Annotated in this window: 12 protein-coding genes; 3 read left to right on the top strand and 9 right to left on the bottom strand. The window is 73.6% G+C overall.

What is annotated here, in order from left to right:
• Window positions 1–27: 27 nt before the first annotated feature.
• Window positions 28–1,839, bottom strand: coding sequence for an ABC-F family ATP-binding cassette domain-containing protein (locus ACIQVD_RS05310; protein ID WP_400682256.1), 1,812 nt, complete (start codon window positions 1,837–1,839; stop codon window positions 28–30).
• Window positions 1,840–1,913: 74 nt separating this feature from the next.
• Window positions 1,914–2,900, bottom strand: a complete 987-nt coding sequence (locus tag ACIQVD_RS05305) for an aldo/keto reductase (protein WP_400682258.1) — start codon at window positions 2,898–2,900, stop codon at window positions 1,914–1,916.
• Between the two features lie 220 nt (window positions 2,901–3,120).
• Here ACIQVD_RS05305 and ACIQVD_RS05300 point away from each other — a divergent pair, with 220 nt between their 5' ends.
• Complete coding sequence (locus tag ACIQVD_RS05300) at window positions 3,121–3,699, top strand: Uma2 family endonuclease (protein WP_402286178.1); 579 nt, start codon at window positions 3,121–3,123, stop codon at window positions 3,697–3,699.
• Here ACIQVD_RS05300 and ACIQVD_RS05295 read toward each other — a convergent pair.
• The 7 genes from ACIQVD_RS05295 to rsmI form a co-directional block, all read right to left on the bottom strand.
• Complete coding sequence (locus ACIQVD_RS05295) at window positions 3,680–4,609, bottom strand: 4-(cytidine 5'-diphospho)-2-C-methyl-D-erythritol kinase (protein WP_402286176.1); 930 nt, start codon at window positions 4,607–4,609, stop codon at window positions 3,680–3,682. The genes ACIQVD_RS05300 and ACIQVD_RS05295 overlap by 20 nt on opposite strands.
• A complete protein-coding gene (gene rsmA, locus ACIQVD_RS05290) occupies window positions 4,609–5,496 on the bottom strand; it encodes a 16S rRNA (adenine(1518)-N(6)/adenine(1519)-N(6))-dimethyltransferase RsmA (protein WP_400682263.1) in 888 nt (295 codons plus the stop codon). The genes ACIQVD_RS05295 and rsmA overlap by 1 nt, the downstream gene beginning before the upstream one ends.
• A gap of 16 nt (window positions 5,497–5,512) precedes the next feature.
• Window positions 5,513–5,761, bottom strand: coding sequence for a hypothetical protein (locus ACIQVD_RS05285; RefSeq protein WP_402286173.1), 249 nt, complete (start codon window positions 5,759–5,761; stop codon window positions 5,513–5,515).
• 23 nt (window positions 5,762–5,784) lie between these two features.
• Window positions 5,785–6,699, bottom strand: a complete 915-nt coding sequence (locus ACIQVD_RS05280) for a TatD family hydrolase (RefSeq protein ID WP_402286171.1) — start codon at window positions 6,697–6,699, stop codon at window positions 5,785–5,787.
• Entirely contained in the window at window positions 6,699–8,300 is a 1,602-nt protein-coding gene (gene metG, locus ACIQVD_RS05275; protein ID WP_400682268.1) for a methionine--tRNA ligase, read from the bottom strand. The genes ACIQVD_RS05280 and metG overlap by 1 nt, the downstream gene beginning before the upstream one ends.
• 86 nt (window positions 8,301–8,386) lie before the next feature.
• Complete coding sequence (locus ACIQVD_RS05270; protein ID WP_400682270.1) at window positions 8,387–8,803, bottom strand: hypothetical protein; 417 nt, start codon at window positions 8,801–8,803, stop codon at window positions 8,387–8,389.
• A 201-nt stretch (window positions 8,804–9,004) separates the two neighbouring features.
• Window positions 9,005–9,850: a 16S rRNA (cytidine(1402)-2'-O)-methyltransferase gene (rsmI, locus tag ACIQVD_RS05265; RefSeq protein WP_400682272.1), complete on the bottom strand. Its 846-nt coding sequence runs from the start codon at window positions 9,848–9,850 to the stop codon at window positions 9,005–9,007.
• Between the two features lie 137 nt (window positions 9,851–9,987).
• Here rsmI and ACIQVD_RS05260 point away from each other — a divergent pair, with 137 nt between their 5' ends.
• Both ACIQVD_RS05260 and ACIQVD_RS05255 read left to right on the top strand, forming a co-directional pair.
• Window positions 9,988–11,775 (top strand): dolichyl-phosphate-mannose--protein mannosyltransferase, encoded by a 1,788-nt coding sequence (locus ACIQVD_RS05260; protein WP_400682686.1) that lies wholly within the window; start codon window positions 9,988–9,990, stop codon window positions 11,773–11,775.
• A gap of 148 nt (window positions 11,776–11,923) precedes the next feature.
• Window positions 11,924–13,711 (top strand): penicillin-binding transpeptidase domain-containing protein, encoded by a 1,788-nt coding sequence (locus tag ACIQVD_RS05255; RefSeq protein WP_402286167.1) that lies wholly within the window; start codon window positions 11,924–11,926, stop codon window positions 13,709–13,711.
• The last annotated feature ends 31 nt before the right edge of the window (window positions 13,712–13,742 follow it).

Below are 13,742 nucleotides of genomic sequence, written 5' to 3'. Positions count from 1 at the left end.
AGGTGTCCGCGGCCGGGCCCGGGCGGGTCAGACCTGGTCGGCCAGTTCCAGCCAGGACATCTCCAGCTCCTCCTTCTCCTCGCGGACCTTGCGCAGCTGCGCGTCCAGCTCGGCGACCTTGGAGAAGTCGGCGGCGTGCTCGGCCAGTTGGGTGTGCAGCTTGGACTCCTGCTGGTCCAGCTTGGCGATCTGCCGCTCCAGCTTCTGCATCTCCTTCTTGGCGGCCCGCAGGTCGCCCGCCGACAGCCCGGTGGTCTCCGCGGCGGCCGGCACCCGGGCGGCGGCGGCCTGGGCGGCGGCCTCCGCCATCGCGGTGCGGCGCTCCAGGTACTCGTCGACGCCGCCGGGCAGCATCCGCATCCGGCGGTCGCCGAGCAGGGCGTACGCGGTGTCGGTGGTGCGCTCGATGAAGAACCGGTCGTGGCTGATGACGACCATCGAGCCGGGCCAGCCGTCGAGCAGGTCCTCCAGCTGGTTGAGCGTCTCGATGTCGAGGTCGTTGGTGGGCTCGTCGAGGAAGAGCACGTTCGGCTCGTCCATCAGGAGCCGCAGCAGCTGGAGGCGGCGGCGCTCGCCGCCGGACAGGTCGCCGACCGGCGTCCACTGCTTGTCCTTGCCGAAGCCGAACTGCTCGCACAGCTGCCCGGCGCTCATCTCCCGGCCCTTGCCGAGGTCGACCCGGCCGCGGACCTGCTCGACGGCCTGCAGGACGCGGGTGGCCGGGTCCAGCTCGGCGACCTCCTGGGAGAGGTACGCCAGCCGGACGGTCTTGCCGACCTTGACCACGCCGCCGGCCGGCTGCACGTCGCCCTGGGTGGCGTACGCGGCCTGCATGGCCCGCAGCAGCGAGGTCTTGCCCGCGCCGTTGACGCCGAGCAGGCCGATCCGGTCGCCGGGGCCGAGCTGCCAGGTGAGGTGCTCCAGCAGCAGCTTCTCGCCGGCCTTGACGGTGACGTCCTCCAGCTCGAAGACGGTCCGGCCGAGGCGGGCGTTGGCGAACTTCATCAGCTCGGACTTGTCGCGCGGCTCCGGCACGTCCGCGATCAGCGCGTTCGCGGCCTCGATCCGGTAGCGCGGCTTGGAGGTGCGGGCGGGGGCGCCGCGGCGCAGCCAGGCCAGCTCCTTGCGGGCCAGGTTCTGCCGCTTCTGCTCCTCGGTGGCCTCGATCCGGGAGCGCTCGGCGCGGGCGAACACGTAGTCCGAGTAGCCGCCCTCGTACTCGCGGACCTCGCCGCGCTGGACGTCCCACATCCGGGTGCAGACCTGGTCCAGGAACCACCGGTCGTGGGTGACGCAGACCAGCGCCGAGCGGCGGTTCTGGAGGTGCTTGGCGAGCCAGGCGATGCCCTCCACGTCGAGGTGGTTGGTGGGCTCGTCCAGCACGACCAGGTCGGGTTCGCCGAGCAGCAGCTTGGCGAGCGCGATGCGGCGGCGCTCGCCGCCGGAGAGCGGGCCGATCACGGTGTCCAGGCCGTCGGCGAAGCCGGGCAGGTCCAGGCCGCCGAACAGGCCCTGGATGATGTCGCGGATGCGGGCGTCGCCGAGCCACTCGTGGTCGGCCCGGCCGGCGATCACCTCGTGCCGGATGGTGGCCGCCGGGTCCAGCGAGTCGTGCTGCGTCAGCACCGCCATCTGCAGCCCGCCGGACCAGGTCACCCGCCCGCTGTCCGGCTCCTCCAGGCCCGCCAGCATCCGGACCAGCGTCGTCTTGCCGTCACCGTTGCGGCCCACCACACCGATCCGGTCGCCCTCGCTGACGCCGAGGCTGACCCCGTCCAGCAGGGCCCTGGTGCCGTACACCTTGGTGACGGACTCGATGGTGGCGAGGTTGACGGCCACGAAGCTGCACTCCTGAGGAAGGGGGGTGGAACGTTCCCCAGCCTAGTGGGACGCCGGACGTGGTCCCGGTGGCGTCAGCGGGCGGAGTCCAGCCGGGCGCGCTGCTCGTCCGTCAGCTCCAGGTCGAGCGCCGCCAGGCTCTCGTCCAGCTGGGCCACCGAGGACGCGCCGACCAGCGGGACGACCGGCAGCTCGCCGCCGAGCAGCCAGGCCAGCACCACCTGGTTGCGGGTGGCGCCGGTCTCCCGGGCGACGGCGTCGAGCGCGGCCAGGCGGGGCGCGGTGCCCGCGTGGTCGAAGGACGGGCCGAGCGGCTTGTCCGGGCGGACGTAGCCGCCGCCGAGCAGCGGGGAGTAGGCGACCATGGTCAGCTCCGGGTTCTCCTTGAGGTAGGAGATCAGGTCGCCGTGCACGGCGGCCTGGTCGCCGTCGGCGGAGAGGAAGCCGGGCACGTCGGCGCGGCGGCGCAGGTAGGTGTGGCCGTACTGGAGCACCTCGTAGCCGGGGAGCCCGGCCCGCTCGGCGAGGTTGCGGGCCCGCTCGACCCGCCACGACCAGTGGTTGGAGACGCCGAGCAGGCCGACCGTCCCCTCCTGGACGAGCTCGCCGAACGCGTGCACCGTCTCGGCCAGCGGCACCTTCGCGTCCTCGATGTGCGCGTACAGCAGGTCGAGCTTGTCGACGCCCAGGCGCTTGCGGCTGGCCTCGGCGGAGGCCCGGATCACCTCGGCGGACAGCCCTTCGGCGTTCTCGACGAACCCGGTGCCGGGGGCCTTGGGGCGGGCGCCGAGCTTGGTGGCGATGACCACCTCGTCGGTGACGCCCCGGCTGGCCCGCCAGCGGCCGAGCAGTTCCTCGCTGGCGCCGCCCTGGCTGCCGTCCTGCCAGTAGGCGTAGTTGTTGGAGGTGTCGATGAAGGTGCCGCCCGCCTCGACGTACCGGTCCAGCACGGCGAAGGAGGTGGCCTCGTCGGTGAGCGTGCCGAACAGCATCGCCCCGAGGCTGAGCACGCTGACCTCGCGGCGGGTGCGCGGGTCGGTTCCGATGGTGCGCTTGCGCATCCGGGTTCCCCTCGTTGTCCGCGGCCCGCCCGGTGCGGGCCACGGGAGAGAGTCTGGAACCCGGAGCGCGCTCCAGGTCAAGCAGAGGTGTGGACCACCTGCGGCGGCGTGCGCGGAGGTGGCGTACCACCGCGCACGGGTGGCGGACGCCCGTCGTCTCCCTTCCCGTCGCTGCCGCGCGGTACCGTACGAAGACCACGACGGTGAGCCGGAGGTTGTGATGACGGCGGTGGAGGACCGGCCGCAGATGCTGGCCGAGGAGTTCGAGCGCATCGCCTTGGCGGCCGAGCGCGAGGGGGTCCGGATGGAGTTCATCCACGGGCGGATCGGAGTCAAGGCGGTGCCCGACGGCGACCACGACGAGATCATCCGCTGGGTGATGGAGCAGTGCATGCAGCAGCGCCCCGACCTGTGGCTGTACCCCGAACGCGGGCTGCGGGTGGAGACCTACCGCAAGGGCCACGCCAAGCCGGACGGCGTGCTCGCCCCGAAGGGCGGCTTCGCCGGCCAGGGCGAGTGGGCCGACCCCGGCCGGGTCGTCATGGTGGTCGAGGTGACCTCGTACGACCGCGACACCGACCGCCGCGACCGGGATGAGAAGCCGCGTGCCTACGCGGAGACCGGCATCCCGGTCTACCTGCTGGTCGACCGGGACGGCGGCGAGGTGCTGGTCCACAGCGAGCCCGAGGACGGCCGGTACGTGAGCCTGGTGCGGCGGCCCTTCGGCAAGCCCGCCGTGCTGCCCGACCCGGTCGGGATCACCCTGGACACCGAGGCGTTCAAGGCCTGGGTGCGCTGACCACCTGCGCGCCCGGCACCGGGCCGTGGGTGGCGTGGGCGGTGCGGCAGGTGCCGGAGGCGCGGAGGGCGGCGGCGAGGTGGGCGGCGGCGTCGGCGTCCTTGGCGAGGAAGGCGCAGGTCGGGCCGGAGCCGGAGACCAGGGCGGCCAGGGCGCCGGCCTCGGTGCCCGCGTGCAGGGTGTCGGCGAGGGCGGGGCGCAGCGAGACGGCGGCGGCCTGGAGGTCGTTGCCGAGGGCGGCGGCCAGCGCGACGGGGTCGCCCTCGGCGAGGGCGGCGAGCAGGGCGGGGTCGGCGTCGGGGGTGGGGACGTCGGCGAGCGAGGAGCCGCGGCCGGACTCCTCGCGCAGGCGGTCGCACTCGCGGAAGACGGCGGGGGTGGACAGCCCGCCGTCGGCGACCGCGAACACCCAGTGGAAGGTGCCGGAGACCGGCAGCGGCTCCAGCAGTTCGCCCCGGCCGCGGCCCAGCGCGACGCCGCCGAGCAGCGCGAACGGGACGTCGGAGCCGAGTTCGGCGGCCAGCTCCAGCAGGGTGTCGAACGGGGTGTCCAGGCCCCACAGGGCGTCGCAGGCGAGCAGCGCGGCGGCGCCGTCCGCGCTGCCGCCGGCCATGCCGCCGGCGACCGGGATGGCCTTGTCGATGTGCAGGTGGACGCCGGGGTCGGCGAGGCCGTGGTGGGCGGCGAGCAGCCGGGCGGCGCGGGCGGCCAGGTTGTCCCCGTCGAGCGGGACGGCGTCCGCGTCGGGGCCGTCGCAGCTGAGCGTGACGCCCGTGCCGGGGGTGGCGGTGACCTGGTCGCCGAGGGCGACGGCGAAGAAGACGTTCGCCAGGTCGTGGTAGCCGTCGGGGCGGACCCCGCCGACGCCGAGCTGGACGTTGACCTTCGCGGGGACGCGGACCGTGACCATCACTGCTCCTGGGACTGGGTCTTCGGCTTGTGCTCGGCGATCGCGGCGAACTGCTCCACCGTGAGCATCTCGCCGCGCAGCGTGTGGTCGATCCCGGCGCCGCGCAGCGCCTCCTCGGCGGCGGCGGGCGAGCCGGCCCAGCCCGCGAGCGCGGCCCGCAGGGTCTTGCGGCGCTGGGCGAAGGCGGCGTCGACCACGGCGAACACCTCGCGGCGGGTGGCGGTGGTGGCCGGCGGGTCGCGCCGGATCAGCGAGACCAGGCCGGAGTCGACGTTGGGCGCGGGCCAGAACACGTTCCGGCCGATCGCCCCGGCGCGCTTGACGTCCGCGTACCAGTTGGCCTTCACCGAGGGGACGCCGTAGACCTTGTTGCCGGGCTTGGCGGCGAGCCGGTCGGCGACCTCGCTCTGCACCATCACCAGCGTGCGCTCGATGCTGGGGAAGGTCTCCAGCATGTGCAGCAGCACCGGCACGGCGACGTTGTACGGCAGGTTCGCCACCAGCGCGGTCGGTGCCGGGCCGGGCAGCTCGGTGACCTCCATCGCGTCGCTGAGCACCAGGTCGAAGGCGTCCGCCTTCGCGGGCATCCGGCCCCGCACGGTGTCCGGCAGGTGCCGCGCCAGCAGCGGGTCGATCTCCACCGCCGTGACGTGCCGCGCCGCCTCCAGCAGCGCCAGCGTCAGCGACCCGAGCCCCGGCCCGACCTCGACCACCGCGTCCTCGTCCGTCACCCCCGCCGCCCGGACGATCCGCCGCACGGTGTTCCCGTCGATGACGAAGTTCTGCCCGCGCTGCTTGGTCGGCTTCACGCCGAACGCCTCGGCCAGCGCACGGATGTCGGCGGCGCCCAGCAGGTGGCCGTCGGAGGGGGGTTCGGTGGTGCTCACCCGCCAAGGATACGGGTCAGCGCTTGACGAGCCGCTTGAGATCGATCTCGACGGGGAACGGCAGCTCGGTGCGGAGCGCCCCTTCGTGCACGGCGACCGGGAGGTGGACGCCCTGCTCCCGGTCGTGCCACCACAGCGTCTGTCCCTTGACCCCGATCGCTCCGTCCACCAGCTCCCACTTGAACGGCAGATCGAGCTCATTGACCTGGTCAAACGTCCAGCCGTTGGCCGGCGGGTACACCCAGTCGATCGGTTCGGCGGTCATCGCAGCCTCCTCACTGCCTCATGCTAACGAGCGGGCCCGTCACCAGGGTGCGGCCGGTAGCCGAAGGCGCGGGCCGTGTTGGCGGCGATCGCCGTCGCCAACTCGTCCTCCGCCAGGGCCAGGTGGGCCGCCATCGCGCGCAGCGTGACCGGGATCAGGTAGGGGGCGTTGGGGCGGCCCCGGTAGGGGTGGGGGGTGAGGAAGGGGGCGTCGGTCTCGATCAGGACGCGGTCGAGGGGGGTGGCGGTGAGTGCTTCGCGCAGGGCGTGGTTGGCCTTGTAGGTGACGGGGCCGGCGAAGGAGAGGTACCAGCCGTGTTCGGCGCAGGTCTTGGCCATGGCGGCGTCGCCGGAGTAGCAGTGGAAGACGGTGCGCTCGGGGGCGCCCTCTTCGAGCAGCAGGGCGATGACGTCCTCGTGGGCGTCGCGGTCGTGGATGACGAGTGCCTTGCCGTGGCGCTTGGCGATCTCGATGTGCCGGCGGAAGGACTCCTTCTGCAGGTCGACGCCCTCGGGGCCGGTGCGGAAGTAGTCGAGTCCGGTCTCGCCGACGGCGAGGACCTGCGGGAGGGCGGCGAGGCGGTCGATCTCGGCGAGCGCGCTGTCCAGGGCGTCCTGGCCGCCGGGCTTCCGCCGCCGGCCGGACCAGTCGTCGGGGTCGCCGAGGAAGATCCGCGGGGCCTCGTTGGGGTGCAGGGCGACGGCGGCGTGCACCTGCGGGTACCGGGCGGCGAGGTCGGCGGCCCACTGCGAGCCGGGGACGTCGCAGCCGACCTGGACGACGGTGGTGACGCCGACGGAGGCGGCCCGGGCCAGGCCCTCGGCCGGGGTGCCGGACTGCATGTCGAGGTGGGTGTGCGAGTCGGCGACCGGCACGGCGAGCGGTTCGGGCAGCGGCGGCGGGGTGGTGCGGTCCGCGTCGTTCTTCTTGCCGGCCATCAGGCAGCAGCCTTCTCTTCGAGGCGCGGGAACAGGATCTCGCCCTTGGTGACGGCGGACCCGGCGGGCAGCCGCCCCCAGTCGGCGACGGTGGCGATCGGCTGGTCGGCGAGCGCGCCGAGCCCGGCCCCGGCGCCGAGCGAGTCCCAGAGCTTGGCGGCGGAGTCCGGCATCAGCGGGTTGAGCAGGACGGCGGTGGCCCGCAGCGCCTCGGCGGCGGTGTACAGGATCGTGGCGAGCCGGTCCCGCCCGTCGGGGGACTTGGCGACCTTCCAGGGTTCCTGTTCGGTGAGGTAGCCGTTGACCAGCTTGACGAACTCGAAGACGGCGGCGATGCCGCCGGCGAAGTCGAGTTCCTCGCCGATCCTCCGGTCGGCCTCGGCGGCGGCCTTCGCCAGCGCGTCGGCGACGGCCTGTTCGGCGGGGCCGTGCGCGGTGGCGGCCGGGAGCGCGCCGTCGAAGTACCTGACGGTCATCGCGGTGACCCGGGAGGCCAGGTTGCCGAAGTCGTTGGCGAGTTCGGAGGTGTAGCGGGCGGTGAAGTCCTCCCAGGAGAAGGACCCGTCGGTGCCGAACGGGATCGCCCGCAGGAAGTAGTAGCGGTAGGCGTCGACGCCGAAGTGCGAGGTCAGGTCGGTGGGCGCGATGCCGGTCAGGTTGGACTTGGACATCTTCTCGCCGCCCACCATCAGCCAGCCGTTGGCGACCACCCGGCGCGGCAGCGGCAGTCCGGCGGCCATCAGCATGGCGGGCCAGATGACGGCGTGGAAGCGCAGGATGTCCTTGCCGACCAGGTGCACGGAGGCGGGCCAGAGCCGGGCGAAGCGCTCGGGGTCGGTGCCGTAGCCGGCCGCGGTGATGTAGTTCTGCAGGGCGTCGACCCAGACGTACAGGACGTGCTTGTCGTCCCAGGGCAGCGGGACGCCCCAGTCGAAGGTGGAGCGGGAGATCGACAGGTCCTTGAGGTCCTGCTCGACGAAGCGCAGCACCTCGTTGCGGGCGGCGGCGGGCTGGATGAAGTCCGGGTGGGCGGCGTAGAACTCCAGCAGCTTCGGGCCGTACGCGGAGAGCCGGAAGAAGTAGTTCTCCTCCTCCAGCCACTCGACCGGGCGCTTGTGGACGGGGCAGAGCTTCTCGTCCTCGGTGGCGCCGGGCAGCAGCTCGCCGGGGAGCTTGTACTCCTCGCAGCCGACGCAGTAGGGGCCGGTGTAGCTGCCCCGGTAGATCTCGCCCCTGTCGTGGAGGTCCTGGACGAACTCCTGGACGCGGTCGGTGTGCCGGGCCTGGGTGGTGCGGATGAAGTCGTCGTTGGCGATCCGCAGGTGCTCCCAGAGCGGCTTCCACTCCTCCTCGACCAGCCGGTCGCACCACTCCTGCGGGGTGGTGCCGTGGGCCTCGGCGGTGCGCAGGATCTTCTGGCCGTGCTCGTCGGTGCCGGTGAGGTACCAGACGTCCTCGCCGCGCTGGCGGTGCCAGCGGGTCAGCACGTCGCCCGCGACGGTGGTGTACGCGTGGCCCAGGTGGGGCCGGTCGTTCACGTAGTAGATCGGGGTGGTGACGTAGTACGCGCCGGTACCGGGGTGCTCTTCCAAGGCCGCCATGGCTCGGAATCCTAGTGGCCGCGCCGTCCCGGGCCGGACCGCCCCGGGCGGGGCGGTCGGGGCGGGTCGGCCGGGCGGGGCCGGGGTCAGCCGGTGCGGCGCAGCCAGGCGAGCCAGTGGCGGCGCGCCCGCAGCCGGGCGGGCTCGGGCGGGCCCTCCGGTTCGGCGGTGGGGGCGTAGCCGGGGCCGCGCTTGGTGACGGCGGCCATGCCGGCCACCCGTCCGGCCCGCATGATCCGGACCCGTTCGCCGCCGCAGCCCGGGCAGGCCAGCTCGCGCAGCGGGGAGGGGACCCGGACCCCGTTCGCCGTGTACTCGACGACGGTGTGGCCGTCGCGGGCCGTGCGGTGCTCGATGTCGTACGCCTGCTCCCAGCCGTAGCCGCAGTTGAGGCAGGCGAAGGAGTACGCCTCGTGGACCGTCTGCACGGGGGCGGGACGGCTGGTCGTGCCGAGGCCGCTGGGTGCTCCGCCGTTCCGGGGGCTGTCGATCGTGTCGCTCATGCGCCACCTCGCTTCGCTCGGAGCCCGTCGCCCGGCGCTGCCGCCGGGTGCGGGGTGTTCCATCCCAGGGAATGCCCGGGAGGCTCCGTCCGATGCCCGGCTTGCCAAGTCTTGGTCCCGAATTGGCCCTCCGCTGGGGTGCTCATTCCAACGTACGCGCGATTCCGGCCATCGCCATACAAAATGACCGGTGCCAGGCGGTCACGGCGCGTGCTTGGCCGCCACCACCGCGTCGAACACCACCGACTTGCGCAGTCCCAGCTCGGCCGCGACCGCCGCGATCGCCTCCTTGCGGCGCTCCCCGGCCTCCTCCCGGGCGGCCACCCGGCGGGCCAGCTCGGCCGGGCCGACCTCCTCCGGCGCGGCCGGCGGGGCACCGGCCACCACCACGGTGATCTCGCCCCGGACGCCGTCGGCGGCCCAGGCGGCCAGCTCGGCCAGCGGGCCGCGCCGGACCTCCTCGTACGTCTTGGTCAGCTCCCGGCAGACCGCGGCCGGGCGGTCGGCGCCGAACGCCTGCGCCATCGCGGCCAGCGTCTCGGCGATCCGGTGCGGGGCCTCGAAGAACACCATGGTGCGCGGCTCGGCGGCGACCTGGGCGAGCTGCCGGGCGCGGTCGCCGGCCTTGCGCGGCAGGAAGCCCTCGAAGGTGAACCGGTCCACCGGCAGCGCGGAGAGCGCCAGCGCGGTCAGCACCGCGGACGGGCCGGGCACCGCGGTCACCTTGATCCCGGCCGCGACGGCGGCGTCCACCAGCCGGTAGCCGGGGTCGGAGACCGAGGGCATGCCCGCGTCGGTGACCAGCAGCACCCGGGCGCCGCCCTGCAGCGCGGCCACCAGCTCGGGCGTGCGGGCCACCTCGTTGCCCTCGAAGTACGAGAGCACCCGGCCCACCGGGGTGACGCCCAGGGCCTGGGTCAGCCGGCGCAGCCGCCGGGTGTCCTCGGCCGCGATGACGTCCGCCTCGGCGAGTTCGGCGCGCAGTCGGGGCGGCGCGTCCTCGACGTCGCCGATGGGGGTACCTGCCAGTACGAGAACACCAGTCACGGCACCATCCTCCCCTACCGGGGGACGGCTCGTGGCTGGTGAGCGCGCGACCGCCGGGAAGCGCGGGCCGCGGACCCCTTGTGCCCTCAGCCGTTGCCCCTACGATGTGGCCCGTGAACGGCGACATGGAGAGTGGTATGGACCACCCCGAGCGGGGCGGCGTGACCGTGCTGGAACCGGCCGACCCGGCCGCCGTTCCGGCGCCGCGCGCGGAGCCCGAACCGACCTCCCGATGGGCCCGCGCGCTGTCCGGCGTCGGCTACCGGGCACCCCGGCGCCCCGGCGCGGCCGAGCAGCTGGTGCCGCCGATGCCGGACGGCCCGGGCGTCACCCCGGCGCTCGTCGCGCCCTCCCCGGTGCTGGTCCGGCTCGGCGTCCGGCTGCCCGACCCGCTCTGGTCCTGGCTGTGCCGGTGGGCGGGCTGGCTCGGGCCGCTGGCCGTCGCGCTGTTCGCCGGGGTGCTGCGCTTCACGAACCTCGGCACCCCGCACGCGCTGATCTTCGACGAGACGTACTACGCCAAGGACGCGTACGCGCTCTGGCACCTCGGCTACGAGAGCAACTGGCCCGACGACGCCAACGCGCTGATCACCGCGCCCAACCCGGCCGTCCCGGCGATCGACCAGGCCCAGGCCGCGTTCGTGGTGCACCCGCCGGTCGGCAAGTGGATCATCGGCCTGGGCGAGCACCTCTTCGGCATGAGCCCGTACGGCTGGCGGTTCATGGTGGCCGTGTTCGGCACCCTGTCGGTGCTGATGCTGGCCCGGATCGCCCGCCGGATGTTCCGCTCCACCCTGCTGGGCTGCGTGGCCGGCCTGCTGCTGGCCGTCGACGGCCTGCACTTCGTGCTCAGCCGCACCGCCATCCTCGACCTGCTGGTGATGTTCTGGTTCCTGGCCGCGTTCGGCCTGCTGCTGGTCGACCGGGACCGGACCAGGGCCCGGATCGCCGAGCGGATCGACCGGGGCCTGGCCGCCGACTGGTGGCACCTCGGCTGGCGCCCCTACCGCCTGGCCGCGGGCGTCTGCCTGGGCCTGATGACGGGCACCAAGTGGAGCGGCGCCCCGGCGATCCTCGCCCTGGTGCTGCTGGCCGCGTTCTGGGACTCCTCCGCCCGCCGCCTGGCGGACGTGCGCCGCTCCCCCGGCGGACTGCCGCTCCTCGCCCGCCAGGCGTGGGACTTCTGCTGGTCCGGCCTGAGCCTCGGCCTGACCGCCGCCGTCACCTACCTGGCCAGCTGGAGCGGCTGGATCGCCTCCTCCGCCGAGCCGGGCAGGGGCGGCTACCTGCGCGACTGGGCCGCCCAGCACCCCGGCGGCTCCTGGAGCTGGATGCCGGACTGGGCCCGCAGCCTGTGGCACTACCACCACGAGATCTGGCACTTCAACGTCAACCTGACCAGCCCGCACACCTACCAGTCCAACCCGTGGAGCTGGCTGCTGCTGGGCCGCCCGGTCTCCTTCTTCTACGAGTCCCCGAAGAACGGCCAGTCCGGCTGTACCACCACCGAGTGCGCCCGCGAGGTGCTCGCCCTCGGCACCCCGCTGCTCTGGTGGGCCGGCATCGTCGCGCTGGCCTACTGCCTCTACCGCTGGGCGCTGCGCCGCGACTGGCGGGCCGGGGCGATCCTGTGCGCGCTGGCCGCCGGCTACCTGCCCTGGTTCAACTACCAGGCCCGGACGGTCTTCCTCTTCTACGCGGTCTGCTTCGTCCCGTTCCTGGTGCTCGCGGTGACCATGATGATCGGCGCGATGCTCGGCCGGGCCGACGCCTCGCCCGACCGCCGGCTCGCCGGGGCCACCGGCGCCGGGCTGCTGGTCGTCGCCGTCCTGTGGAACTTCCTGTACTTCTACCCGATCTACACCGGGCAGACGATCCCGATGGACGACTGGCGGGCCCGGATGTGGCTCGACACCTGGATCTGACCGGTCCGCCCGAACGGCCACGACACCTGCACACGTGTACCGGAACTGTCACAAACCAGCTCCGTGTCGTGAGTGCACGGAGCAGGTCTGCCTATGGTGTCGTGGCCGCTGAACTCCGACGGCCACGACACTCCATGGGGGACACGACGTGAACAAGGGCGCGAAGATCGGCGTCTCGGTGGTCGCAGCGGCGGTACTCGTCGGCGGCGGGTACGGGGCCTACGCCCTGGTCTCCGGCGGTTCCGGCGGGGCCGAGGCGAAGAAGCCGCGCACCGTGGTCGCCGAGCCCCCCAGCCAGGAGCTCGCCGCGTCCGGCGCCAAGGCGTTCCTGGACGCCTGGGCCAAGGGCGACCTGTTCGGCGCCGCCAAGCTCACCGACGACCCGGACCGGGCGCAGGCCGCGCTGCAGTCCTTCCAGGACGGCGTGAAGCCCAGCGCCGTCCACCTCACCGTCGGCGGCCCCACCACCGCGCCCAGCCCCGCCGCGTCCAAGTCCGCGAGCGCCGCCGCCTCCGCCCCGGCCGCCGCCACCGGGAGCCCCGCGCCCACCGGCGTGCTGGAGAGCTTCAAGGCGTCGCTGGAGTTCGCCGAGAGCGGCACCCCCTGGAACTACGACGGCGTGCTCGGCGTGGTCAAGATGAGCGACGGCACCGCCGCCGTGCACTGGGCGCCCAGCGTCATCCACCCCAAGCTGGACGCCGGCGAGACCATCTCCGTCAAGCCGCTCTACGCCGCCCCGTCCGCCGTCACCGACCGCAAGGGCAAGCCGCTCACCGGCTACGCCTCGCTCACCGGCCTGCTCAACCAGCTGCGGGCCGCGGCCCCGCAGGGCGGCGACCCGGCGGACGCGGGCAGCGGGGTGGTCATCTCCCCGAGCGCCCCCGGCGGCACGGCGAGCGGCGCTCCGAGCGGCGCGGCGACCGGCGCGGCGACCGGCGCGGCGACCGGCACCCCGGGCGGCACGGCCGGCGGCAGCGGCTCGGGCAGCACGGAGAAGCTGTTCACCATCAAGGAGCCCAAGCCCGTCCCCAACCTCAAGCTCACCATCGACGCCGGTCTCCAGGCCGCCGCCGAGCAGGAGGTCGCCGCCACCGGCAAGCCCTCCTCGCTGGTCGCCGTCGAGCCCAGCAGCGGCAACATCCTGGCCTACGCCTTCTCCCCCTCGACCGGCCAGAACCGCGCCTTCTCCGGCGCGACCGCGCCCGGCTCGACCATGAAGGTGATCACCTCCGCGGCCCTGCTCGAGGCGGGCGTCACCCCCACCTCCCCGATGCCCTGCCCGGAGACCACCATGGTCACCGGCAAGTCCATCACCAACGACGAGCCCGGCGCGCACCCCGAGTACACGCTCACCGACGCGTTCATCCACTCCTGCAACACCTCCTTCATCGAGAAGGGCAAGGACGCCCTCAAGCCGGGCAGCCTGCCCGCGATCGCCAAGGACGTCTTCGGGCTCGGCCTGGTCTGGAAGACCGGCCTGTCGAACTTCGACACCGACATCCCGACCGAGGGCAACATGGCGGGCGCGGCGAGCGAGTTCATCGGCCAGGGCCGGGTGCGCACCAACCCGCTCGGCATGGCGTCGGTGGCCGCGACCGTGCAGTCCGGGGTGTTCCGCCAGCCGATCCTGGTCCCCGGCATGGAGCAGGTGAAGGCCGCCCGCAACCTCGCCCCCGGGGTCCTCGACAGCCTGCGGTCGCTGATGGTGCAGACCGTCCGCTCCGGCACCGCCGCCGAGGTCAAGCCCGCCCTGCCGGCCGGCTCCGGCGCGAAGACCGGCACCGCCGAGGTGGACAACAGCCCCGACGCGAACTCCTGGTTCACCGCCTACTCGGGCGACCTGGCGGTGGCCGCGGAGGTCCAGGGCGGCGGCCACGGCGCGACCGCGGCCGGTCCGGCGGTCTCCAAGGTCCTGCGGGTCGGCAACAACAAGTAGCGGGTCGGACGGAACGGCGGAAGGGCCCCCG

The sequence above is a fragment of the Kitasatospora sp. NPDC090308 genome (genome assembly GCF_044769485.1).
Classification (GTDB): domain Bacteria; phylum Actinomycetota; class Actinomycetes; order Streptomycetales; family Streptomycetaceae; genus Kitasatospora; species Kitasatospora fiedleri.
The sequence above is the reverse complement of the archived record's forward strand: the minus strand, read 5'-3'. Positions and strand labels throughout refer to the sequence as shown.